We start from the raw sequence: 21,559 nt of genomic DNA on the forward strand, positions 1-21,559 counted from the left end.
ATCAGTACGAGTCGACGATGTCGACGCGTACGCCGCGGCCACCGATGGAGCCGATCACCTGGCGCAGCGCCTTGGCGGTCCGGCCGGACCGCCCGATCACCGTGCCGAGGTCCTCGGGGTGCACGCGGACCTCGAGCCGCTTGCCCCGACGGGAGTCGACCAGCCGGACGCGTACGTCATCGGGGTGGTCGACGATGCCCTTGACCAGGTGCTCCAACGCCGGGCGCAGAGGCATCTCAGGCCTGCTCGCCGGAGTCCGCACCGGCCTGCTCCTCGGTCTTCGGCGCCTCGGCGGGAGCCTCGGCCTTGGCGGGAGCCTCGGCCTTGGCGGCCTTCTTGGCCGGCTTGGCCGGGGTCTCCGGAGCCAGGCCTGCGGCGGCCTTCGCCTCGGCCTCGTAGGCCGCCTTGCGGTCGGCCCGCTCGGGGGCGACCTTCAGCGGCGGCGGAGCCGGCAGGCCCTTGTACTTCTGCCAGTCACCGGTCAGCTCCAGCAGACGCTGGACCGCCTCGCTCGGCTGCGCGCCGACGGAGAGCCAGTACTGCACCCGCTCGGACTTGACCTCGATCACCGAAGGGTCCTCCTTCGGCTGGTACACGCCCACGAACTCGATCGCGCGGCCGTCGCGCTTGGTGCGCGAGTCGGCGACGACGATGCGGTACTGCGGGTTGCGGATCTTGCCCATCCGCAGGAGCCGGATCTTTACGGCCACGGTTGTTTCGCTCCTGTTGCGATCTCACCGTCCCCGACGGGGGGCGGTGCACGGGTGAGCGCCGACCGGCACAGTGGGGTTTGTGCGTGAGGCTGCTCGGTGGACTGACGACGCGCCCGGGTTAGAGGGCGCCGGACGCGCGCCGGGTACCAGCCAACCATTCTGCCAGATCCGGCCCGGGCTTCTCACACCGGACCGACCCGGGTCACCCGCCACCGCCGCGGTGTGACCGGAAACACACCCCGCCGGTCAGCGTACCGGTGGCCGGTCCCAGCCCGCCGGCAGCTCGGCCGGGGTGGTCCAGTCGGCCGGCGGGACGAAGTCGCACCAGGTGCCGTCGAACGGGAACTCCCCCGCCTCGGCCCGGGCGATGACCCGTTTGCCCTCGGCGCGCACCTCGTCCGGGTCGGGCACCCAGTAGTGGTCCGGGAAGGCCAGCCGCTCGACGAACTCGCCCTCGTCCTTCCACTCCCAACTCAGGTCGGGGCGGACGACGACGTCGAGATCCTGGTCGACCATGTCCACCCCGGCGAGGTGACCGTCGTCCCAGCGCACGCCCGGCTCTTCCAGGTTGACGTACCAGCTGGCGTGCCGGTCCCGCGGATCCCGGAACCACCAGACCGAGTGCGCGGCCCCGGCGGGCAGGAACTTGAGCAGCGGTGGGCCGTTCCACCGGCCGGGCGCCAGCCGGTACGCCGAGGTGATCCACTCGGCGAACGGCACGGCCCGCATGCCGAGCCCGGCCTCGGTCACCTCGCTGGCGGTCGGAGTGCCCCGCGCGATCCAGATGAGCAGGCCCCGCTCGTCGTCGCTGACCACACGGGCGGCGCGGACCCAGCCGATGCGGCCCCGACGGACGTTGCGGTGCACGATCAGCCGCCCGGGTTCGAACCTCACGCCACGACCCTACCGAGCCGCCGTCGACCCCCGTCGGAGCACCCGGCGCGACCGCCACCGCCCCGCCGTCCGGCGTGGGTTAGGAAGGGGCCCTTCCCATGCACGAGGCGTTAGGAAGGGGCCCTTCCTTACACCTCAGTAGGCGCGGGCGAGCACGGCGACCAGGTCCGGCTCGTCCTCGGAGTCGGGGACCGAGCCGTCGGCGCGCAGCAGGCAGCGCACGGTGACACCCTGGCCGTTGGCCTCGGTCTCGCCGGCCACCCCGACCGCCGACCACGGCACCTTGGCCCAGCCGGTGGCCGCCGCCTCGATCGCCTCGGCGAGCGTGGAGACCTCGACGGTGTGCGACTCGCGGTAGGCCAGCGCCTGGTCGTGCAGCGCCTTCTGGTCCGCGTCCAGCGCCGCGAGCACCGCGCCGACCACGTCGGCGACCGGCGTCGGGGACTTCGAGCCGTCCGTACGCCGGACCACCACCGCGTTGCCGGTGGCCAGGTCGCGGGGGCCGACCTCGACGCGTACCGGATAGCCACGCAGCTCGGCGTCGACGGCCCGGCGGCCGAACGGGGTGTCGGTGCGGTCGTCGAGCGCGACCCGGACCCCGGCGTCGCGCAGGCCGTCGCGGAGCTTGGCCGCCGCCTCACCGACGCCCTCGCCGTCCTTGACCACCATGACGTACGCCTGGACGGGTGCCAGCTTCGGCGGTACCCGCAGGCCGTTGTCGTCACCGTGACACATGATCAGACCGCCGAGCATCCGGGTCGACGTGCCCCAGGACGTCGTCCAGGCGTGTTCCCGGCCGCCCTCGGCCGAGGAGTAGCTGATGTCGAACGCCTTGGCGAAGTTCTGCCCCAGCTCGTGGCTGGTGCCCAGCTGGAGCGCCTTGCCGTCGCCCATCATGCCTTCGCAGGTGTACGTGGCGGTCGCGCCGGCGAAGCGCTCCCGGGCGGTCTTGAGGCCGACCACCACCGGGATGCCGATGACGTTGACCATCAGGTCCTCGTACGCCTCGTGCAGGATCCGCCGCGCGTAGGCGCGGGCGTCTTCCCTGGTCGCGTGGGCGGTGTGCCCCTCCTGCCAGAGGAACTCGCTGGTCCGCAGGAAGATCCGGGGGCGCAGCTCCCAGCGGACCACGTTCGCCCACTGGTTCAGCAGCAGCGGCAGGTCCCGGTAGGAGTCGATCCACTTGGCCATGAACTCGCCGATGACGGTCTCGCTGGTGGGGCGCACCACGATCGGCTCGGCGAGCTGCTTGCCGCCGCCGTGGGTGACCACCGCCAGCTCCGGCGAGAAGCCCTCGACGTGCTCGGCCTCCCGCTTGAGGTAGCTCTCCGGGATGAACAGCGGGAAGTACGCGTTCTCCGCCCCGGCGGCCTTGATCCGGGCGTCCATCTCGGCCTGCATCCGCTCCCAGATGGCGTAGCCGGCCGGTCGGATCACCATGGTCCCCCGGACCGGGCCGTTGTCGGCCAGCTTCGCCTTGGCGATCAGGTCCTGGTACCAGCGGGGAAAGTCCTCCGCACGGGGAGTGAGCACGCGTGCCATGACCGCAGATCCTATGCGCCGCCCGTCGGGGCGGCGCGCTCGGGCGCGCCATCGCTAGCATCTGCCGTCATGGCCTCACTCGATCCGCGTACCGGAGCGGCTCCCACGCCCGGCGCCGACCCTGCCGATCTGGCGCACCTGGCCGCGAGGTGGGTGCGGTGGGTGGCCCGACACCGGCAGCCCGCCAGCCCGATCGCCGACCGTTCCGGGCGGCACGCCGGGCACCACCAGCCCACCGACGTGTGGTTCCTCGCGGGCACGCACGGCGGCTCGGTGCAGCGGAGCTGCGTGGTGCCCGCCGGACGGCCGCTCTTCTTCCCGGCGTTCTGCTGGTGGCAGGTGGGTCGCGGGGACGGCCCGGCACAGCCAACCCTCGGCGCGACCGGCCATGCGCAGGTCGACGGCGTTCCGGTGGCCCTGACCGCGGTCGGTTCGGCCGAGCCGTTCCCGGTCCGCGGCTTCTTCAACAACGTCGTCACGACCTGGCCGTGGCCGGTCCCGGTCTCCTGCTGGGGACTGTGGGCACTGGTCCCGCCGCCGGCTCCCGGCCGGCACGAGCTGACCTTCGGCGGCGCCGACGGCGGGCGGTTCTGGGTCGAGGCGCAGTACCAGGTCGAGGTGCGCTGAACCGACCTACACTTCGACCACCATGACTGAGCAGAACAACGCCACGCCGGTGCGGGACGGCATCGTCGACGCCGCCCGCGCGCTGACCGTCGCGACCGGGTGGGACGGTGTCCGGATGGGTGCCGTGGCGAGCGCCGCCGGGGTGAGCCGGCAGACGGTCTACAACGAGTTCGGCAACAAGGCGGGGCTGGCCGAGGCGCTGGCCCGCCGCGAGGTGGACCGGTTCGTCGACGACGTCCGTGCCGCCCTGCGGGAGCACGGCACCGACGTCCGGGCCGGCGCGTACGCGGCGATCCTGCACACGCTCACCGAAGCGGCCGGGAACCCGCTGATCAAGGCCATCCTGACCAGCTCGCGGGGCGGTTCCGACGAGCTGCTGCCGTACCTCACCACCCGGTCCGACCTGGTGCTGACCGAGGCGTCCGGCGCGCTGCTCGCGTGGGCGGACAGCGTCCTCCCCGGCGCCGACCCGGCCGCGCTGGCCTTCGCCGCCGACTCGATCGTCCGCCTCGTGGTGAGCCACATCGTGCTCCCCCGGGGCCCCGTCGAGCAGACCGCCAACGCCCTCACCGACCTGGCCGCGAACCTGTTCCTCAAGGCCGCCACTCCCACCCGCCGCCGTCGCCGCTGACCCCACCCCTCGCCCGCTCCTCGCCGGAGCGGGCCTCAGCGGATGATGCGGCCGCGCAGGACCACCCGGGACGGGGTGCGGACCACGCGCAGGTCCTTCCGGGGATCCTCGGGGTAGACGACCAGGTCGGCCAGTCCGTTCTCGACCAGGCCGGGGAAGCCGAGCCACTCCCGGGCGCGCCAGGAGGCGGCGGCGAGGACGTCCACCGGGGACATGCCGGCCTGCTCGTGCAGCAGCAGCATCTCCTCGGCGGCCAGCCCGTGGTCGATGCCGCCGCCGGCGTCGGTGCCCACGAAGATCGGTACGCCCGCCTCGTACGCCGACCGCACCACCTCCGCGAAGCGGTCACGCAGGGCGAGCATGTGCGCGGCGTACCCGGGGAACCTCGCCCTGGCCTGCTCGGCGATCCCGCCGAACGTCCGGATATTGATCATCGTGGGGATCAGGGCGGTGCCCTGGCGCGCCATCAGGTCGATCAGGTCCAGGCTGAGCCCGGTGCCGTGCTCGACCGAGTCCACCCCGGCCCGCACCATGATCTCCACGGCGGATTCGCTGAAGGTGTGCACCGCGGCGCGTACCCCGGCGGCGTGCGCGGCCGTGACCGCCGCGGTCAGGGTGTCCGCGTCCCAGGCCGGCGCGAGGTCGCCCACCCCCCGGTCGATCCAGTCACCGACCAGCTTGACCCAGCCGTTGCCGGCGGCGGCCTGCGCGGCGACCGCCGCGACGACCTCCGCCGCGCCGACCTCCACGCCGATGTCGCGCAGGTAGCGCTTCGGCGGCGCGATGTGCCGTCCGGCGCGGGCCAGCCGGGGCAGGTCCGGTTCGTCGTCCAGCTCCGGATAGGGGTACGGGGACCCGGCGTCACGGATGGCGAGGACGCCGGCGTCGCGGTCGATACGGGCGAGGTCGCGCGCCTGGTCCAGGGCGGTGATCGGCGCGCCACCCCGGGCGATGCCGATGTGGCAGTGGGCGTCGACCAGACCCGGCAGGACGTACCCGCCGTCGGCTACCGTCTCGGCGCCGGGCACTGGATCGAAGGTGACCCGGTCGCCGACCAGCCAGATGTCCCGGACCTCGTCGTCGGGCAGGAGCACGCCGCGCACATGCAGAGCCATGTGCACAGTCCTACCGGATCAGGTGGCCGCGCGCGCGAGGACCTCCTGCCGTCGGCGCGTCCACGCCGGGAGGTCCAGGGTCACCTTCCACGGCCGGTCGATGGTGAGCAGGCCGTCGGTCTCGACACTCGGCTCATAACCACCCTTCGGACTGAGTAGCAGCTCGGTGAAGGTGACCTTGTCCCGCAGCGGGTCGATCACCCAGTAGGCGGCAACCCCCGCGTTGGCGTAGAGCCGGACCTTCTCGTGTCGGTCCCTGATCGTCGAGTCGGGCGAGATCACCTCGACGGCGAGTAGTGCGTCCTGGACCGGAACCGGCGAGCGGTTGGCCTGCTCGACGCGGATGACGACTACATCGGGTCGGGGCTGGCTGCGACGGTCCACCGAAAGTGACTGGTCGATGCTCACGAAGTAGTCGTCGGGGCAGTGCAGTTCGAGGGCGAACATGACCCGGCCGCAGATGTACTGATGGAGCGGGGTGGGCGACGGCACGATCAACCTTCCGTTGATCAGTTCGTACGGAAGGTCCTTGGGCAGGTCGCCCAGGTCGTCGACCGTCCACTCGTGCCGCTCCGGCAGGATCGGGGCCGCGGTCATGACATCTCCTTCCAGGAGGCGACATCACCCTAGGAGAAGGTAATGTCGCCCTCCGTCATCGACACGCTCAGCGGGGCCGCTGGTCACCCTTGCCGAGCTTGTTGAAGTCGATCTTCGGCAGCTTGAAGCCCGGCGGCAGGCCCTGGCCGCCGGCCAGGTCGTTCGGGTCCATCCCCGGCGGGAGCTGCGGCATGCCGCCCGGGAAGCCGCCCGGCATCCCGGCGCCCGCCCCGGTACGCGGCCGGTTGCCGCCCTTGGTGCCCTTGCGCTTGTTCTTCGGCGACTTGGTGGCCTTGCGCCGACCGCCGCCGGGCAGGCCCATCATGCCGCCCATCTGCTTCATCATCTTCTGCGCGTCGGTGAAGCGGTTGAGCAGCTGGTTGACGTCCATCACGGTGACGCCGGAGCCGTCGGCGATGCGGGCCCGCCGGGATCCGTTGATGATCTTCGGGTTGGTGCGTTCGGCCGGGGTCATCGACCGGATGATCGCGGTGACCCGGTCGAAGTGCTTGTCGTCCAGATCGGCGAGCTGGTCCTTCATCTGCCCCATGCCGGGCATCATGGCCAGCACGTTGGCGATCGGGCCCATCCGGCGGACCGCGATGAGCTGGTCGAGGAAGTCCTCCAGGGTGAACTGCTCGCCGCCCATCAGCTTGGCGGTCATCTTCTCCTTCTGATCGGAGTCGAAGGCCTGCTCGGCCTGCTCGATCAGAGTGAGGACGTCGCCCATGCCGAGGATCCGGCTGGCCATCCGGTCGGGGTGGAAGACGTCGAAGTCCTCCAGCTTCTCGCCGGTGGAGGCGAACAGGATCGGCTGCCCGGTGACCTCGCGGACCGACAGCGCGGCACCACCGCGGGCATCGCCGTCGAGCTTGGACAGGACCACGCCGGTGATGCCGACGCCGTCGCGGAACGCCTCGGCGGTGCGTACCGCGTCCTGGCCGACCATCGCGTCGATGACGAAGATGACCTCGTCGGGCTGGACGGCGTCGCGGATGTCGGCGGCCTGCCGCATCATCTCCTCGTCGATGCCGAGACGACCGGCGGTGTCGACGATGACGATGTCCCGGGCGGCCCGCCGGGCATGGTCGATCGAGGCGCGGGCGACCTGCACCGGGTCACCGGTGCCGTTGCCGGGCTCCGGGGCGTACACCTCGACCCCGGCCCGGCCACCGAGCACCTGGAGCTGCCCGACGGCGTTGGGGCGCTGGAGGTCAGCGGCCACCAGCAGCGGCTGGTGGCCCTGGGCCTTGAGCCAGCGGGCCAGCTTGCCGGCCAGGGTGGTCTTGCCGGAGCCCTGGAGGCCGGCCAGCATGATCACGGTCGGCGACTGCTTGGCGAACTGGAGCCGCCGCCCCTCGCCGCCGAGCACGTTGATCAGCTCGTCGTTGACGATCTTGATGATCTGCTGGGCCGGGTTGAGCGCCTCGGACACCTCGGAGCCGCGCGCCCGCTCCTTGACGTTGGCGATGAAGCCCTTGACCACCGGCAGCGCGACGTCGGCCTCGAGAAGCGCCAGGCGGATCTCACGCGCGGTGGCGTCGATGTCGGCGTCGGTGAGCCGCCCCTTGCCGCGGAGCTTGGTGAAGATCCCGGACAGGCGGTCACTCAAGGTGTCAAACACGCGAACATCCCGTTTGTCGTTATCGGCGGGCACAGTGCGGCCGGGCCGGCTGTCCAGCCCACCGTTAGGGTAGCCCGCCGGCCGGACCCCCGCTCCGTCCCGCCCGCCCCGCCCGCCCCGCGCCCCCGCGCCCCCGCGCCGTGCGCCTACCGGTTCGCCGACCGTTTCCTCTCTTTGGCCGGCGCCGGACGCCTTACCTGGCCGGCGCGGGGAGCGACGAGCAACCACGCCGCTTTCGAGCTGACGTCACCGATGACTCAGTCTCCTCGCCAACCGAGGCCGCCACGTGAGTCATTACTGCTATCAGCGCGAAAGCGCGCCACCGGACCACTCGCCGCCGGTCCGCCGCCTCGGCCCCGCCCGGCCGCCACCGCCTCGGCCCGCCCGAGCGGCACCACCAAGGGCTCCAGGGGCGGGCCCGGCCGACGCGGTCGCTCAGACGGCGGCGAGGACGGCGGCCTCGACGCGGGCCCGGCTCTCGTCGTCGGGCCAGCCGCCGACGAGGTAGAACGCGTCCACCACGTCCCCGCCGAGGGTCGAGATGCGGGCCGCGCGCACCTGCGCGCCGGCGTCGTCGAGGGCGCAGGTGACCCGGTAGAGCAGCCCGGCGGCGTCGGCGGCCCGCAGTTCCAGCAGCACCGCGTCGGTAGCCGCCTCCCGGTGCCACACGACCCGGGGCGCGGCGCCGGATCCCCGCGCCGCCAGCGCCCGGCCGCGCAGCCGCTGGATCACCGAGACGTCGCCGGTGACGGCCCGGCGCAGGTCGGCGCCGAGCGCGATCGGGTCCGGCGGCAGGCCGTAGCGCGGCTGCACCCGGAACTGCACCAGGGCCCGGCCGTCGACCGTGGCGGCGTCCGCGGAGAGCACCTCCAGCCGGTGCAGCGCCAGGCATCCGGCCACCGTCGCGAGCAGGCCGCGCCGGTCCGCCGCGGCCACCGACACACCGTCGTCGGTCAGGTGTACGACCGGCAGCGGCCCCGCCACCAGCGCCGGATCGGGGGCGGGCGGGGCGGGCAGCGCGCCGGTGTCCAGCGCGGTCCGCACCCGGGCGACGAGTTCGGCGACCAGCCGGCCCTTCCAGTCCGACCAGGCGGCCGGGCCGGTGGCGGCGGCGTCGGCGCGGACCAGCGCGTGCAGCAGGTCCAGCGTGGTGGTGTCGCCGACCGCCGCGGCGACGCCGGCGATGGTCTTCGGGTCGGCGAGGTCCCGGCGGGTGGCCACGTCGGGCAGGAGCAGGTGCAGCCGGACCAGCGTGCCGATCAGCGCCACCTCGGCCCCGGGCAGGCCGATCCGGGTGACCACCGCCTCGGCGACCGGGGCGCCGACGACGCTGTGGTCCCCGGGGAGCCCCTTGCCGATGTCGTGCAGGAACGCGCCGAGCAGCAGCAGGTCCGGGCGGTCCACGTCGCGGGTGTGCCGGCCGGCCTCGTACGCGGTCTGCACCAGGTGCCGGTCCAGGGTGAACCGGTGCACCGGGTTGTGCTGGGGCAGGCTGCGCATCCGGGTCCACTCGGGCAGCCAGCCGTCGATCAGCCCGTACCGGTCGCAGGTCTCCCAGGCGGGCACCAGGCCGGGACCGGCGCCGAGCAGGGTGATCAGCGCGGCGCGGGCCTCGGCGGGCCACGGCGCCGGCAGCGGCGGGCAGTACGCGGCCAGCCACTCGCAGGTGGCCCGGGCGATCGGCAGCCGGGTGGCCGCCGCGGCGGCGGCCACCCGCAGCGACAGGCTGGGGTCGGGTCGGGCGCCGATGGCGGTACGCGCGAGCACCAGCTCCCCGTCCTGCTCGACCACGTCCCGGGCGACCGGGCGGCGGGCGGGACGGCCGTCGGCGCCCCGGCGGCGGCCGGCGCGGAGCCGGTCGGCGGCCCGGAAGGCGTCGTCGAGGGCGTGCCGGACGGTACGGGCGTCGCCGGCGACCCGGCGCAGCAGGACGTCGCCGTCGCGGACCACGGGGTCCGGCTGGTCCGGCTCGGCGTCCGGGGCGCGGCGCGGCCCGTCGGGGCCGCCGGTCGGCAGCGGGCGCACGCCCAGCAGGGCGGCCACGCCGTCCCGTTCCTGGGCGAGCAGGCGGTCCACCCGGCGGCCCACCTGCTGGTGCAGGGCGTCCCGGGTGTCCAGCAGCCGCAGGTGGGCGGCGCGGACCGCCGGGCGCAGCGCGTCGGTGATGCCGGCGGTGGCGACGGCCCGCAGGATGCCCACGTCCCGCAGCCCGCCGGCCGCTTCCTTCAGGTCGCCCTCCAGCAGGAAGGCGAGTTCGCCGTGGGCAGCCCACCGGGCGGCGGTGATCTCCCGCAGGCCGGGCAGTTGCCGGACGGCGGTACGGCGCCAGTGGTCGGTGGCGGTGCGGACCAGCGAGTCGGCCAGCGCCGCGTCGCCGGCGACCAGCCGCGCGTCGAGCAGCCCGGTGGCCACCTTGACGTCGTCCTGGGCCACCGAGAGCGCCTCGGCCACGGTGCGTACGGAGTGGTCCAGCCGCAGCCCGGCGTCCCAGATCGGGTACCAGAGCGAGGCGGCCAACTCGTCCACCCCGGGCACTCCGGCGTGCAGCAGCACCAGGTCGAGGTCGCCGTACGGGGCGCACTGCCGTCGTCCGAGCCCACCGACGGCGATCAGCGCCACCCCGGACCGCTCCGGCAGCAGTCCCGTCAACCACCGGTCGAAGGCGTCCGCCCGAGCCTGCCGGGCCCCCTCCCCGATCCCCCCGGAAACGCCGACGACCTCGTTGATCAAGAAGTTTGCGTCACCGTCACCGGCGTGTCCCGACGCATTCTTCTTGATCAACGAGGTCATGTCGGTCTTCGTCCTGACTACAGCGCGTCGAGGCCGCGTTCGCCGGTACGGACCCGGACGACCTCCTCGACACCGGTCACCCAGACCTTGCCGTCACCGATCTTGCCGGTCCGGGCGGCCGCGACGACGGCGTCGACGACCTTGTCCACGTCCATCTCGTCGGTGAGCACCTCGACCCGGATCTTGGGCAGGAACTCGACCGTGTACTCGGCACCCCGGTAGACCTCGGTGTGCCCCTTCTGCCGGCCGTAACCCTGGACCTCGCTGACGGTCAGGCCGGCCACGCCTAGGGCGTGCAGGGCCTCCTTCACCGCGTCCAGCTGGTACGGCTTGATGACCGCGGTCACCAGCTTCATGTCCAACCCCTCCATCCCAGGAACGTTAACCGGCGACCTTCTCGTTGACCGGCGCGGCCGGCTCGTCCTCCGCCGCCGGCTTGGCGGCGGTGCCCGGAGCCGGCGTGCCGATCCCGGCCATCGCGAACGCTCCGCCGCTGCCGCCACCGGCGGTCGACAGGTCGTAGCCGCTCTCCGCGTGCTCGGCGATGTCGATGCCGTCGACCTCGGCCTCGGCGGACACCCGGAAGCCGATCGTCTTCTCGATGACGAAGGCGAGCACCCAGGCGACGCCGAACGACCAGACGGTGACGATCAGGCCGGCCAGGGCCTGCCGGCCCAGCTGGGTCACCCCACCGCCGTAGAAGAGGCCGTCGGACGCGCCCACCACGTCGGTGATCGCGGCGTTGACCGAGTTGGTGGCGAAGAGGCCGAGCCAGAGCGAGCCGATCCAGCCGCCGACGAAGTGCACGCCGACCACGTCCAGGGAGTCGTCGTAGCCGAGCTTGTACTTCAGGCTGATCGCGAGAGCACAGACCGCACCGGCGACGATGCCGAGCAGGACGGCGGCCCAGGGGGCGACGAAGCCACAGGCCGGAGTGATCGCGACCAGGCCGGCGATCGCGCCGGAGGAGGCACCGACCACGGTCGGCTTCCCGTCCTTGATCCATTCCACCGCGATCCAGCCGAGCACCGCCGCGGCGGTGGCCAGCTGGGTGTTGATGAAGGCCAGACCGGCGACCGAGTCGACGGTCAGCTCCGAGCCGGCGTTGAAGCCGAACCAGCCGAACCACAGCAGACCGGCGCCGAGCGCGACCAGCGGGATGTTGTGCGGCTTCATGCCCTCCCGGGGCCAGCCGAGCCGCTTGCCGAGCACCAGCACCAGGGCGAGCGCCGCCGCGCCGGCGTTGATGTGCACCGCCGTGCCACCGGCGAAGTCCAGCGCGTGGATGTCACCGCCGATGATGCCGCCGCCCCACACCCAGTGGGCGACCGGGAAGTAGACCAGGGTGGCCCAGCCGAAGGCGAAGAGCAGCCAGCCGCCGAACTTGGCCCGGTCGGAGATCGCACCGCTGATCAGCGCGACGGTGATCACCGCGAAGACCATCTGGAACGCCATGAAGACGTACAGCGGGACCCCGATGCCGCTCGGGTTCTCCGCGGTCGCGCCCCACAGGTCGGTCTCGGCGAGGAACGTCTTGGTGCCGAGGTACGCGCCCGGGTCTCCCCAGAAGCCGTTCACATCGCTGCCGAACGCGATGCTGAAACCGTAGAACCACCACAGAACAGAGACGAGCCCGATAGCGGAGAAGCTCATCATCATCATGTTGAGAACGCCCTTGGCCCGGTTCAGGCCGCCGTAGAACAGCGCCAGTCCCGGAGTCATGAGCAGCACGAGCGCCGTCGAAACCAGCAGCCACGTGGTGTTGGCGCCATCGATCGTCGGTGCTTCAGGCACGCTGGCCTCCTAAAGGTTAAGTTCCCTCCCTCACGGCTTCCGGGGCAGCGTCGCCCGTACGCCGGATGCGCGGAAGCCTGCTCGCTCCCTGTTTCACCCAGTGTCACCCGTCGATTTCCGGCCGATGACGGCTTGTTTCGTACGTGTGAAGAGAACCTCACCGCCGCCGGAACCTCCGCCGGTCGGCGGAGGCCGATGCCCGACCGGCCGGAGCCGGCGTCCGGAGGGTCAGCGAAGAGCGTGCTCCAGGGCGTGCCGCTCGTAGTCGAGCAGCCGCAGGTCCCGCATCGGCCGGCGTAGGTGCCCCCGGTGCACGATCCGCACGAAGGCCGGTTCCCCGGCGGCGGCCATCCGCCGGATGCCCTCCACGTGGTCCACGATCCGCTTGCGGATGGTCCGGATCAGCCGGTGCCGGTCGCGGGGGATCAGCCCGTACGCGTCGGCGAACATCCGGAGCCGGCGGGACCGGTCCGGCCGCTTCCAGCCGAGCGTGACGGAGTCCCGGTCGGAGAAGATCGGCACCCAGGTCCACGCCGCGTACGCGACGTCGTAGATCCGGGCACCCGGGGAGGCCAGGTCGAAGTCGATCAGGCCGAGGGTGCCGTCCGGTCGCCAGATCACGTTGTGCGGTGCGGCGTCGTGGTGGCAGATCACCTCGGTGTCCGGCGGTGGCGGACCGAAGGAGCGCCACACCGCCTGCGGCGGCGGGACGAAGCCGTACTGCGCGTCGTGGAACATCCGCAGCATCGTGGCCACCGTGACCAGGGCCTCGTCGGTGACCCAGTGCGGGGCCAGCGGGTATTCCCCGCACTCCCCCTCCAGGTACGACAGGACCTCCCGGTTGCGCTCGTCCATGCCCAGCGCGCGGGGCGCGCCGGTGAAGCCCACGTACTCCAGGTGGCGCAGGAGGGCGTGCACCGAGGGTGTCCACGGCCCGGCGTTGCGGCGGACCGTGTCGCCGACCCGGACCACGGTGCTCACGTTCCCGCCGTGCAGCGGGATCTCCTGCGAAGTCACGTACGGTCTCCCGAGGCGCGGCGCCGGGTGGCGGGGGTCGCGCCACCCGGCGTAGGCGCGATCGTCGTTCGTCACTGCGAGGTTACGCGTCCCGTCCGGCGGCTTCGGTGCCCAGCAGCGCGTCGACGAACTGCGCGGGGTCGAACGGAGCCAGGTCGTCCTTGCCCTCGCCGAGTCCGACCAGCTTCACCGGGATGCCCAGCTTGCGTTGCACGGCGATGACGATGCCGCCCTTGGCGGTGCCGTCGAGCTTGGTCAGCACCACCCCGGTCACGTTCACCACCTCGGTGAAGACGCGGGCCTGCTCCAGGCCGTTCTGCCCGGTGGTGGCGTCGAGGATCAGCAGTGTCTCGTCGATCGGGCCGTGCTTCTCCACCACCCGCTTGACCTTGCCCAGCTCGTCCATCAGGCCGACCTTGTTCTGCAGGCGGCCGGCGGTGTCGATGAGGACCGTGTCCACCCCGGTGGCGGTGCCCCGCTTGACCGCGTCGAAGGCCACGCTGGCCGGGTCCGCGCCCTCCGGGCCCCGCACGGTCTCCGCGCCGACCCGGCCGGCCCAGGTCTCCAGCTGGTCGGCGGCGGCGGCGCGGAAGGTGTCGGCGGCGCCGAGGATCACGCTGCGCCCGTCGGCGACCAGCACCCGGGCGATCTTGCCGCAGGTGGTGGTCTTGCCGGCGCCGTTGACCCCGACGACCAGCAGCACCGCCGGCACGCCCTCCTTGGGTGCGGTGTGCAGCGACCGGTCCAGGCTCGGGTCGAGGGCGTTGACCAGTTCGGCGGCGAGCAGCGCACGCAACTCGCCGCCCGAGCGGGTGCCGAGCACCCGGGTCCGCTCCCGGAGCCGGTCGACGATCTCCCGGGTGGAGTCGATGCCCACGTCGGCGGTGATCAGGCTGTCCTCGATCTCCTCCCAGGTGTCCTCGTCCAGGTGGTCCCGGCTGAGCAGGCCGAGCAGGCCCTTGCCGAAGACGTTCTGCGAGCGGGACAGCCGGGAGCGCAGCCGGACCAGCCGCCCGGCGGTCGGCTCGGGGACCTCCAGCGGGGGCGCCTCGACCACCGGCGGCTCGACCAGGATGCCGGTGTTCAGGTCCGCCTCGGGCGCCTGCACCGGCGGCCCGGCGAGGTCCTCCTCGGCCCGGGTGTCGACCTCCGTCCGCGGCAGCGGCGGCTCGGGGCGCCGCCGCAGTCGCGGCACGACCAGCCCGAGGGCACCGAGGATCAGCACGCCGAGCAGGGCGAGTGCGATGAGGAGGTATTCCGTCATGCCGGAATCCTGTCAGATGGGGGCCACGGCGTCTCCACCACCGCTCTGCCCGCGGGCGACGCGGGCGGGCGTAATCTCGTGGCGGCCAGCAGTGGTGCGACCGCCGGCAGGGTAGTAAAGATGAAGCCCGCTCATCCTGGAGGTCCGTACATGCCCGCCGCACACCTGCTCATCGGTCCCCTGCTGCGGCGGGTGGTCGACACGCGGGCCACCGTCTGGGTGGAGACCAGCGCGCCCGCGGTGGTCACCGTCCGCACGGCCGACGGCGCCACCGGCAGCGCGCCGACCTTCTCCGCGTACGACCACCACTACGCCCTGGTCGTGGTGACCGGCCTCACGCCGGACAGCGCGACGACGTACGAGGTGCTGATCGACGACGAGGTGGCCTGGCCGGTGCCGCGCGGCGGGTTCCCGCCGAGCGTGATCCGCACCCGCGCGGCCGACGACGCCGACCAGCCGGTCCGGCTGGTCTTCGGCTCCTGCCGGGAGACCACCCAGCACGCCACCGCCCGCAAGCTGCCGCCGGACGCGCTGGACGCGTACGCCCGGCGGCTGATCGCCGACCCGGATCCGGCCGCCCTGCCCGACCTGGTCGTGCTGCTCGGCGACCAGGTGTACGCCGACGAGACCTCCCCGACGGTCAAGCGGCTGCTCAGGCGACGCCGGCGGCGGCCGAAGGGCGCGCCGAGCGACCAGGTGGTCAGCTTCGACGAGTACACCAAGCTCTATCTGGAGTCGTGGCGTGATCCGGAGATCCGCTGGCTCTTCTCCACGGTGCCCACCGTGATGATCTTCGACGACCACGAGGTCATCGACGACTGGAACACCTCCGCCTCCTGGCGGACCGACATGCGCGAGCAGCCGTGGTGGGCCGAGCGGATCGGCAGCGGCCTCGCCTCCTACTGGGTCTACCAGCACCTGGGCAACCTCTCCCCGGACGAGATCGCGGCCGACCCGGTGTACACGAAGGTGATCGCCGCCGAGGACGCCACCGGCGTGCTGAAGGAGTTCGGCCACCGGGTCGACCAGGAGTCCGACCTCGCCCACGACACCGAGCGGTGGCGGGCGGTGCAGTACCAGTGGAGCTACGCCCTCGACCTCGGCCGGACCCGCCTGGTGATGCTCGACAACCGGTGCAGCCGGGTGCTGGAGCGGGGCCGGCGGGCCATGCTGCCGCCGGGCGAGTGGTCCTGGTTCCTCGACCAGGCCCACGGCGTCTACGACCACCTGGTCGTGGGCTGCTCGCTGCCCTGGCTGCTCCCGCCGGGCATCCACCACGTGGAGGCGTGGAACGAGAAGCTCGCCGACTCGCCGCGCGGCTGGGTGGCCGGGCTGTCCGAGCGGCTGCGCCGCGCCCTGGACCTGGAGCACTGGGCCGCCTTCCGTCGCTCGTTCGAGGGGCTCGGCGCGCTCTTCGCCCGGATCGGCACCGGGGCGCCGGGCACGCCGGGCGATCGGGTCGGCGCCGGTCCGGCGTACGCGCCACCGGCGTCGATCAGCGTGCTCTCCGGCGACGTGCACCACTCGTACGTGGCCCGGGCCCGGTTCACCGACGCGGACGTGGTCACCCCGGTGCACCAGCTCACCTGCTCGCCGATCCACAACCAGGTGCCGGCCGGGATGCGTCCGCTGATGCGGCTGGGCTGGTCGCCGGGGCCGTCCGGGGCGACCCGGGCGCTGGCCCGTACGGCGGGGGTGCGCCGGCCGACGGTGCGCTGGCGCAAGCTCGCCGGCCCGTACTTCGGCAACGCGGTGGCGACCCTGACCCACACCGGTCGCGCCGCCGAGGTGACCATGGAGGGCACCACCGGCGATGGGCACCTGCGCCCGGTGATGCGCCGGCGACTCACCGAGTAAGGAAGGGCCCTTTATTAACGCCTCGTGTAGAGGAAGGGCCCCCTATTAACGTGGCTGGAAGGCGAAAAACGTTCGTGGGATGTCAGGCGTGGGCACCAGAATGGCCGGCATGACCTGGCGAGCACCGGAGATCAACCGGACCCCCGAACCGTACGTCGGCGACGAGCGCACCCTGCTGGAGGGCTGGCTCGACTACCACCGGCAGACCCTGCTGCTCAAGTGCGCCGGCCTCACCGCCGAGCAGTTGAAGACGCCCAGCGTCGCACCGTCCGGCCTGACCCTGCTCGGCCTGGTCCGACACCTGGCCGAGGTGGAGGCGTGGTGGTTCCGGGAGAACGCCGCCGGCGAGACGGTCGACTACCCCTACTTCACGGAGGAGAACCCCGACGCCGACCACGACGTCCGCGACGCCGACCCCGAGGCCGACTTCGCCACCTTCCACCGCCAGGTGGAGCTGGCCCGCGCGGCGGCGGCCGGCCGGTCGCTCGACCAGACGTTCGTCGAGGTCGGCCCGAAGAAGCGGACGTTCAACCTGCGCTGGGTCTACCTGCACATGATCGAGGAGTACGCCCGGCACAACGGCCACGCCGACCTGATCCGGGAACGCATCGACGGCGCCACCGGCGAGTGACCGCCGCGCCGGTCAGCCGCCCGTGGCCAGAGCCGCCCGCAGGTAGCGCAGGTCCCCCGAGCCGCTCCACCGGTGCGCGGACAGGCCGGCGGCGCGGGCACCCCGGACCGCCCAGTCCTCGTCGTCGACGAACAGCACCCGGGCCGGGGGCGTGGCGAGCGCCTCGCACGCCGCCTGGAAGTACTCCTTCGCCGGCTTGTGCACCCCGAGCACCGAGGAGTTGACCACCACGTCCAGCTCGCCGACCAGCCCGAGCGCGGCCAGGTCGGCGTCGAGCAGGTCGGTGGCGTTGGTGCCGAGCCCCACCCGGACGCCGCCGGCCCGCACCTCGCGGACGAAGTCCAACACCTCCGGGTCCACCTCGCCGCGGTAGCGCTGCCACTGCTCGACGGCGGCGCGGGCCCGCTCCGGGCCGCCCGCCGAGTCGGCGAGCGCGTCGGCCACGCTGGTCACCCAGTCGGCGTGGCTGACCCGGCCGGTCACCACCGGCTGGAGCCGGCCCCACTGCATGGCGATCTCGGTGAGGACACCCTCGGAGAGGCCGTACTCCCGCTCCACGCCGCTCGCCACCGACGGGTCCCACCGGCGCAGCACGCCGTCGAAGTCCACCAGGAGGGCGGTCGCGCGTTCCCGAGCCACTAACTGTTCTCCTCGTCGTTGGAGTCGCGGCCGGGCCGCGCGGTCTCCCCGTCGGCCCGGTTGAGCCGCTGACTGATCACCTGGGTGACGCCGTTGCGCATGGTGACGCCGTACAGCGCGTCGGCGACCTCCATCGTCCGCTTCTGGTGCGTGATGACGATCAGCTGGCTCTTCTCCCGCAACTGTGCCAGCAACGTGATCAGTCGCCCCAGGTTGACGTCGTCCAGCGCCGCCTCGACCTCGTCCATGATGTAGAACGGGCTGGGCCGGGCGCGGAAGATCGCCACCAGCATCGCCACCGCGGTCAGCGACCGCTCACCGCCGGACAGCAGCGACAACCGCTTGATCTTCTTGCCCGGCGGGCGGGCCTCCACCTCGACGCCGGTGGTGAGCAGGTCGTCCGGGTCGGTCAGGATCAGCCGCCCCTCGCCGCCGGGGAACAGCACCGTGAAGACCTGCTCGAACTCCCGGGCGGTGTCGGCGAACGCGCTGGCGAAGACCTCCAGGATCCGGTCGTCCACGTCCTTGACCACGGTCAGCAGGTCCCGCCGGGTGGCCTTCAGGTCCTCCAACTGCTCGGAGAGGAACTTGAAGCGCTCCTCCAGGGCGGCGAACTCCTCCAGGGCCAGCGGGTTGACCTTGCCGAGCAGGGCCAGTTCCCGTTCCGCCTTGGCGGCCCGCTTCTCCTGGACCGGCCGCTCGTAGCGCACCGGCTCCGGCACCGGCAGGCCGTCCCGCTCGGCCGCCGCCACGTCGACCTGGGTGGGTGGCACCGGCTGCTGCGGCCCGTACTCGGCGACCAGGGTCTCCACGTCCAGGCCGAAGTCCTCGGCGGCCTTCGCCTCCAACTGCTCGATGCGCATCCGCTGCTCGGCGCGGGCAACCTCGTCCCGGTGCACCTGGCTGGTCAGCCGCTCCAGCTCCGCGCCGAGGCGTTTCGCGGCACCGCGTACCTCCTGGAGCTCCGCCTCCCGCGCGGCCCGTTCCCGCGCGACCGCGTCGCGGTGCTCCTCGGCCCGCGCGATCGAGGTGGTGAGGTGGGTCAGCGCCGCCCGGGCGCCGCCGGCCACGGCCCGCGCGATGCCGGCGCCCCGGGTCCGGGCCGCCCGCCGCGCGGCGGCGCGCTCCCGCGCGGCCCGCTCCGCCGCGGCCTGCCGGCGCAGCGAGTCGGCGCGGCCGGCGATCGAGGACACCCGCTCCTCGGCGGTACGCACGGCGAGCCGGACCTCCATCTCGTTCTGCCGGGCACCGGGGACCATCGCGGCGAGCTGGTCCCGCTCCTCGCTGGACGGCTCGGCGTCGATCGGGGTCTCCTCGGCCAGCCGCAGCCGCTCCTCCAGCTCGGCCAGGGTGAGCAGGTCCCGTTCCCGGGCCGCCTCGGCGCGGGCCCGCGACTCACCGAGCCGGTCGGTCTCCGCCTTCGCCGAACGGGCGGCGGCGCCCAGCTCGGCCAGCCGCCGGGCGGCGGCGTTGCGGTGACTCTCCGCCTCCCGCTTCGCCGCGGCGGCGTGCTGCACCGCCTCCTTCGCCGCGGCCACCTCGGCGCGCGCGTCGACCAGTTGCCCGCGCAGCTCGGCGCTGGTCCGCTCGGCGGCGAGCCGGTCCGCGCGGGCCTCCTCGACGGCCGCCTGGACCTCGATGAAGCTGGGTGCCTTGGCCGACCCGCCGGCCGCCGCGTACGCGCCGACCACGTCGCCTTCCGGGGTGACCGCGCGCAGCTCGGTGTTGCCCGCGACCACCTCGGCCGCCGCCGCGAGATCGTCGACGACCACCACGTCGCGCAACGCGCGGTGCACGGCGGGACGGATGTCGGTGGCGCACTCGACCAGGTCGGGGGCCCAGCGGGCACCGGTGGGGAGCTCCGGGCGCAGCGCGTCGGCGGGCCCGTCCATGCCCGGCCCGGCGGGACTGCCGACCAGCAGGCCGGCTCGGCCCGCATCGCTGATCTTGAGCAGGCGCATCGCCTCGACGGCCTCGTCGACCCCGCTGACGGCGACCGCGTCGGCGAGGCCACCGAGCGCGGCGGCGAGCGCGGCCTCGTGCCCGGACGCCACGGTGAGCAGCCCGGCGAGGCTCCCCAGCAGCCCGGGTACGTCGTCGGCGCGGGCCAGCAGCGCGCCCGCGCCGTCCTTGCGGCGCAGGCCCAGGGCGAGCGCCTCCTCGCGGGCCTTCCCGGTCGCGGCGTCCTTCTCGGCGGCCCGCTCGGCGTCGCTCAGCGACCGCACGGTGGCCTGCGCGCGTTCCTGGGCGGCCACCGCCTCCGCGTGCCGCGCGTCCAGGTCGGCGTTGTCCCGGTCCGCCTCGGTGGACTGCGCGGCGACCGCGTCCAGGTCCGCCTGCGCCTTCTCGGCCCGGCCCAGCGCGTCGGTGTGCGCGATGGCGAGGCGTTCGATCTCCTCACCCGCGGTGGCGGTACGCGCCCGCGCCGAGTTGACCTGCCCGGTCAGCCGGGCCAGCCCCTCCCGCCGGTCGGCGATGGCCCTGGCCGCGGCGACCAGTTCGCGTTCCGCCGCGGCGAGCTGGCGCTCCAGCTCCTGCCGGTGCTCCACCGCCTCGGCCAGCCGGATCTGGTCGTCGGTGAGCGCGGCGCGCAGCTCCTCCTCCTGCTCGCGGACCCGTTCCGCCTCCGCCTCCAGCTGGTTCGGGTCGCGCCCCGGTCGCTCGTCGTCCGGGGTCGCGCTGAGGTGGCGCAGCCGTTCCCGGGCCAGTTGCTCGATCGACCGGAACCGTTCCTGGAGGGCGGACAGCTTGTACCAGGTGTCCTGGGCGGCGGCGAGCAGCGGCGCGTCCTCGGCGAGGGCGGCCTCCAGCTCGGCGAGGCGGGCCTGGACCTCGACGTGCTCGGCCTCGACCTGCTCCCGGCGTTCGCGCACCGCCGTCTCGTCGGCGATCTCCCGGTCCAGCGTGCCGCGCAGGGTGGCCAGGTCGTCGGCGAGCAGGCGGAGCCGGGCGTCGCGCAGGTTCGCCTGGATGGCGGCGGCACGGCGGGCGACCTCGGCCTGCCGGCCCAACGGCTTGAGCTGGCGGCGCAACTCGGCGGTGAGATCGGTGAGCCGGTTGAGGTTGACCTGCATCGCGTCGAGCTTCCGCAGCGCCTTCTCCTTGCGCTTGCGGTGCTTCAGGACGCCGGCCGCCTCCTCGATGAACGACCGCCGGTCCTCCGGCTTGGCGTGCAGCATGCCGTCCAGGCGTCCCTGGCCGACGATGATGTGCATCTCCCGGCCGATGCCGGAGTCGCTGAGCAGCTCCTGGATGTCCAGCAGGCGGCAGGAGTCGCCGTTGATCTCGTACTCGCTCTCGCCGGAGCGGAACATCCGGCGGGTGATGGAGACCTCGGTGTACTCGATGGGCAGCGCGCCGTCGGTGTTGTCGATCGTCAGGGTCACCTCGGCGCGGCCCAGCGGGGCGCGGCCGGCGGTGCCGGCGAAGATCACGTCCTCCATCTTGCCGCCGCGCAGGGCCTTCGCCCCCTGTTCGCCGAGGACCCAGGCGATGGCGTCGACGACGTTGGACTTGCCGGAGCCGTTGGGACCCACCACGCAGGTGATCCCCGGTTCCAGCTTCAGTGTCGTCGCGGAGGCGAAGGACTTGAAGCCCTTCACCGTCAGGCTCTTGAGATGCACCTTCTCGATCCTCGTCCGGTGGACGCCGTACCGTCGCCGGCTGCGCGGACCTGGTCAACCCGCAGCCTAACCCGCTGCCGGCGAGCACCCGGTACGCGACCCACCTGGCGGCGGCCGTCGCGGCGGCCCGCTTTCACGTTCCGCTCGCTTCCGATCACCGTCGGGACAGTTCCCGGGCCGGACGGACAAGATCGTCAAATG

18 protein-coding genes are annotated in these 21,559 nt (G+C 73.1%); 4 read left to right on the plus strand and 14 right to left on the minus strand.

What is annotated here, in order from left to right:
* Position 1: 1 nt before the first annotated feature.
* From D7223_RS07460 to proS, 4 genes are all read right to left on the minus strand, one after another.
* Positions 2 to 262: an RNA-binding protein gene (locus D7223_RS07460; RefSeq protein WP_186832255.1), complete on the minus strand. Its 261-nt coding sequence runs from the start codon at positions 260 to 262 to the stop codon at positions 2 to 4.
* Positions 237 to 710 carry a 30S ribosomal protein S16 gene (gene rpsP / locus D7223_RS07465; RefSeq protein ID WP_120726406.1) on the minus strand — a complete coding sequence of 158 codons (474 nt, stop codon included), beginning with the start codon at positions 708 to 710 and terminating at the stop codon, positions 237 to 239. The genes D7223_RS07460 and rpsP overlap by 26 nt, the downstream gene beginning before the upstream one ends.
* Before the next feature lie 249 nt (positions 711 to 959).
* A complete protein-coding gene (locus tag D7223_RS07470; protein ID WP_120726408.1) occupies positions 960 to 1,607 on the minus strand; it encodes a ribonuclease FAU-1 family protein in 648 nt (215 codons plus the stop codon).
* Between the two features lie 135 nt (positions 1,608 to 1,742).
* On the minus strand, positions 1,743 to 3,149 hold the full coding sequence (gene proS, locus D7223_RS07475) for a proline--tRNA ligase (RefSeq protein WP_120726410.1): 1,407 nt from the start codon (positions 3,147 to 3,149) through the stop codon (positions 1,743 to 1,745).
* A 69-nt stretch (positions 3,150 to 3,218) separates the two neighbouring features.
* Here proS and D7223_RS07480 point away from each other — a divergent pair, with 69 nt between their 5' ends.
* Positions 3,219 to 3,776 (plus strand): hypothetical protein, encoded by a 558-nt coding sequence (locus tag D7223_RS07480; protein ID WP_147252585.1) that lies wholly within the window; start codon positions 3,219 to 3,221, stop codon positions 3,774 to 3,776.
* A 22-nt stretch (positions 3,777 to 3,798) separates the two neighbouring features.
* A complete protein-coding gene (locus tag D7223_RS07485; protein ID WP_120726414.1) occupies positions 3,799 to 4,407 on the plus strand; it encodes a TetR/AcrR family transcriptional regulator in 609 nt (202 codons plus the stop codon).
* Positions 4,408 to 4,442: 35 nt separating this feature from the next.
* On the opposite strand, the gene D7223_RS07490 is transcribed toward D7223_RS07485, so the two are convergent.
* From D7223_RS07490 to ftsY, 8 genes are all read right to left on the minus strand, one after another.
* Positions 4,443 to 5,522: an amidohydrolase family protein gene (locus tag D7223_RS07490; protein WP_120726416.1), complete on the minus strand. Its 1,080-nt coding sequence runs from the start codon at positions 5,520 to 5,522 to the stop codon at positions 4,443 to 4,445.
* An 18-nt stretch (positions 5,523 to 5,540) separates the two neighbouring features.
* Entirely contained in the window at positions 5,541 to 6,119 is a 579-nt protein-coding gene (locus D7223_RS07495; protein ID WP_120726418.1) for a Uma2 family endonuclease, read from the minus strand.
* 67 nt (positions 6,120 to 6,186) lie between these two features.
* Complete coding sequence (gene ffh / locus D7223_RS07500; RefSeq protein ID WP_120726420.1) at positions 6,187 to 7,743, minus strand: signal recognition particle protein; 1,557 nt, start codon at positions 7,741 to 7,743, stop codon at positions 6,187 to 6,189.
* A 435-nt stretch (positions 7,744 to 8,178) separates the two neighbouring features.
* Positions 8,179 to 10,533: a [protein-PII] uridylyltransferase gene (locus D7223_RS07505; protein WP_120726422.1), complete on the minus strand. Its 2,355-nt coding sequence runs from the start codon at positions 10,531 to 10,533 to the stop codon at positions 8,179 to 8,181.
* Positions 10,534 to 10,550: 17 nt separating this feature from the next.
* On the minus strand, positions 10,551 to 10,889 hold the full coding sequence (locus D7223_RS07510; protein ID WP_186832423.1) for a P-II family nitrogen regulator: 339 nt from the start codon (positions 10,887 to 10,889) through the stop codon (positions 10,551 to 10,553).
* Positions 10,890 to 10,914: 25 nt separating this feature from the next.
* Entirely contained in the window at positions 10,915 to 12,327 is a 1,413-nt protein-coding gene (locus D7223_RS07515; RefSeq protein WP_120726426.1) for an ammonium transporter, read from the minus strand.
* A gap of 228 nt (positions 12,328 to 12,555) precedes the next feature.
* Entirely contained in the window at positions 12,556 to 13,419 is an 864-nt protein-coding gene (locus D7223_RS07520; protein WP_186832256.1) for an aminoglycoside phosphotransferase family protein, read from the minus strand.
* A 7-nt stretch (positions 13,420 to 13,426) separates the two neighbouring features.
* Complete coding sequence (gene ftsY, locus D7223_RS07525) at positions 13,427 to 14,608, minus strand: signal recognition particle-docking protein FtsY (RefSeq protein ID WP_120726430.1); 1,182 nt, start codon at positions 14,606 to 14,608, stop codon at positions 13,427 to 13,429.
* A gap of 150 nt (positions 14,609 to 14,758) precedes the next feature.
* Between ftsY and D7223_RS07530 the strand changes: the two genes are divergently transcribed.
* Together D7223_RS07530 and D7223_RS07535 are read left to right on the plus strand one after the other, a co-directional pair.
* Positions 14,759 to 16,465, plus strand: coding sequence for an alkaline phosphatase D family protein (locus D7223_RS07530; RefSeq protein ID WP_120726432.1), 1,707 nt, complete (start codon positions 14,759 to 14,761; stop codon positions 16,463 to 16,465).
* A gap of 109 nt (positions 16,466 to 16,574) precedes the next feature.
* On the plus strand, positions 16,575 to 17,096 hold the full coding sequence (locus D7223_RS07535) for a DinB family protein (RefSeq protein WP_120727080.1): 522 nt from the start codon (positions 16,575 to 16,577) through the stop codon (positions 17,094 to 17,096).
* Between the two features lie 12 nt (positions 17,097 to 17,108).
* On the opposite strand, the gene D7223_RS07540 is transcribed toward D7223_RS07535, so the two are convergent.
* Complete coding sequence (locus tag D7223_RS07540; RefSeq protein ID WP_120726434.1) at positions 17,109 to 17,735, minus strand: HAD family hydrolase; 627 nt, start codon at positions 17,733 to 17,735, stop codon at positions 17,109 to 17,111.
* Positions 17,735 to 21,358: a chromosome segregation protein SMC gene (gene smc / locus D7223_RS07545; protein WP_120726436.1), complete on the minus strand. Its 3,624-nt coding sequence runs from the start codon at positions 21,356 to 21,358 to the stop codon at positions 17,735 to 17,737. The genes D7223_RS07540 and smc overlap by 1 nt, the downstream gene beginning before the upstream one ends.
* Positions 21,359 to 21,559: the final 201 nt, after the last annotated feature.

This window comes from Micromonospora endolithica, from assembly GCF_003626595.1.
Lineage (GTDB): Bacteria > Actinomycetota > Actinomycetes > Mycobacteriales > Micromonosporaceae > Micromonospora > Micromonospora endolithica.

Bases quoted from the DNA above. Each gene is read 5' to 3' on its own strand.
- proS (WP_120726410.1), bottom strand. From the start codon at position 3,149: ATGGCACGCGTGCTCACTCCCCGTGCGGAGGACTTTCCCCGCTGGTAC.
- D7223_RS07480 (WP_147252585.1), top strand. From the start codon at position 3,219: ATGGCCTCACTCGATCCGCGTACCGGAGCGGCTCCCACGCCCGGCGCC.
- D7223_RS07485 (WP_120726414.1), top strand. From the start codon at position 3,799: ATGACTGAGCAGAACAACGCCACGCCGGTGCGGGACGGCATCGTCGAC.
- D7223_RS07490 (WP_120726416.1), bottom strand. From the start codon at position 5,522: ATGGCTCTGCATGTGCGCGGCGTGCTCCTGCCCGACGACGAGGTCCGG.
- D7223_RS07495 (WP_120726418.1), bottom strand. From the start codon at position 6,119: ATGACCGCGGCCCCGATCCTGCCGGAGCGGCACGAGTGGACGGTCGAC.
- D7223_RS07505 (WP_120726422.1), bottom strand. From the start codon at position 10,533: ATGACCTCGTTGATCAAGAAGAATGCGTCGGGACACGCCGGTGACGGT.
- D7223_RS07510 (WP_186832423.1), bottom strand. From the start codon at position 10,889: ATGAAGCTGGTGACCGCGGTCATCAAGCCGTACCAGCTGGACGCGGTG.
- ftsY (WP_120726430.1), bottom strand. From the start codon at position 14,608: ATGACGGAATACCTCCTCATCGCACTCGCCCTGCTCGGCGTGCTGATC.
- D7223_RS07530 (WP_120726432.1), top strand. From the start codon at position 14,759: ATGCCCGCCGCACACCTGCTCATCGGTCCCCTGCTGCGGCGGGTGGTC.
- D7223_RS07535 (WP_120727080.1), top strand. From the start codon at position 16,575: ATGACCTGGCGAGCACCGGAGATCAACCGGACCCCCGAACCGTACGTC.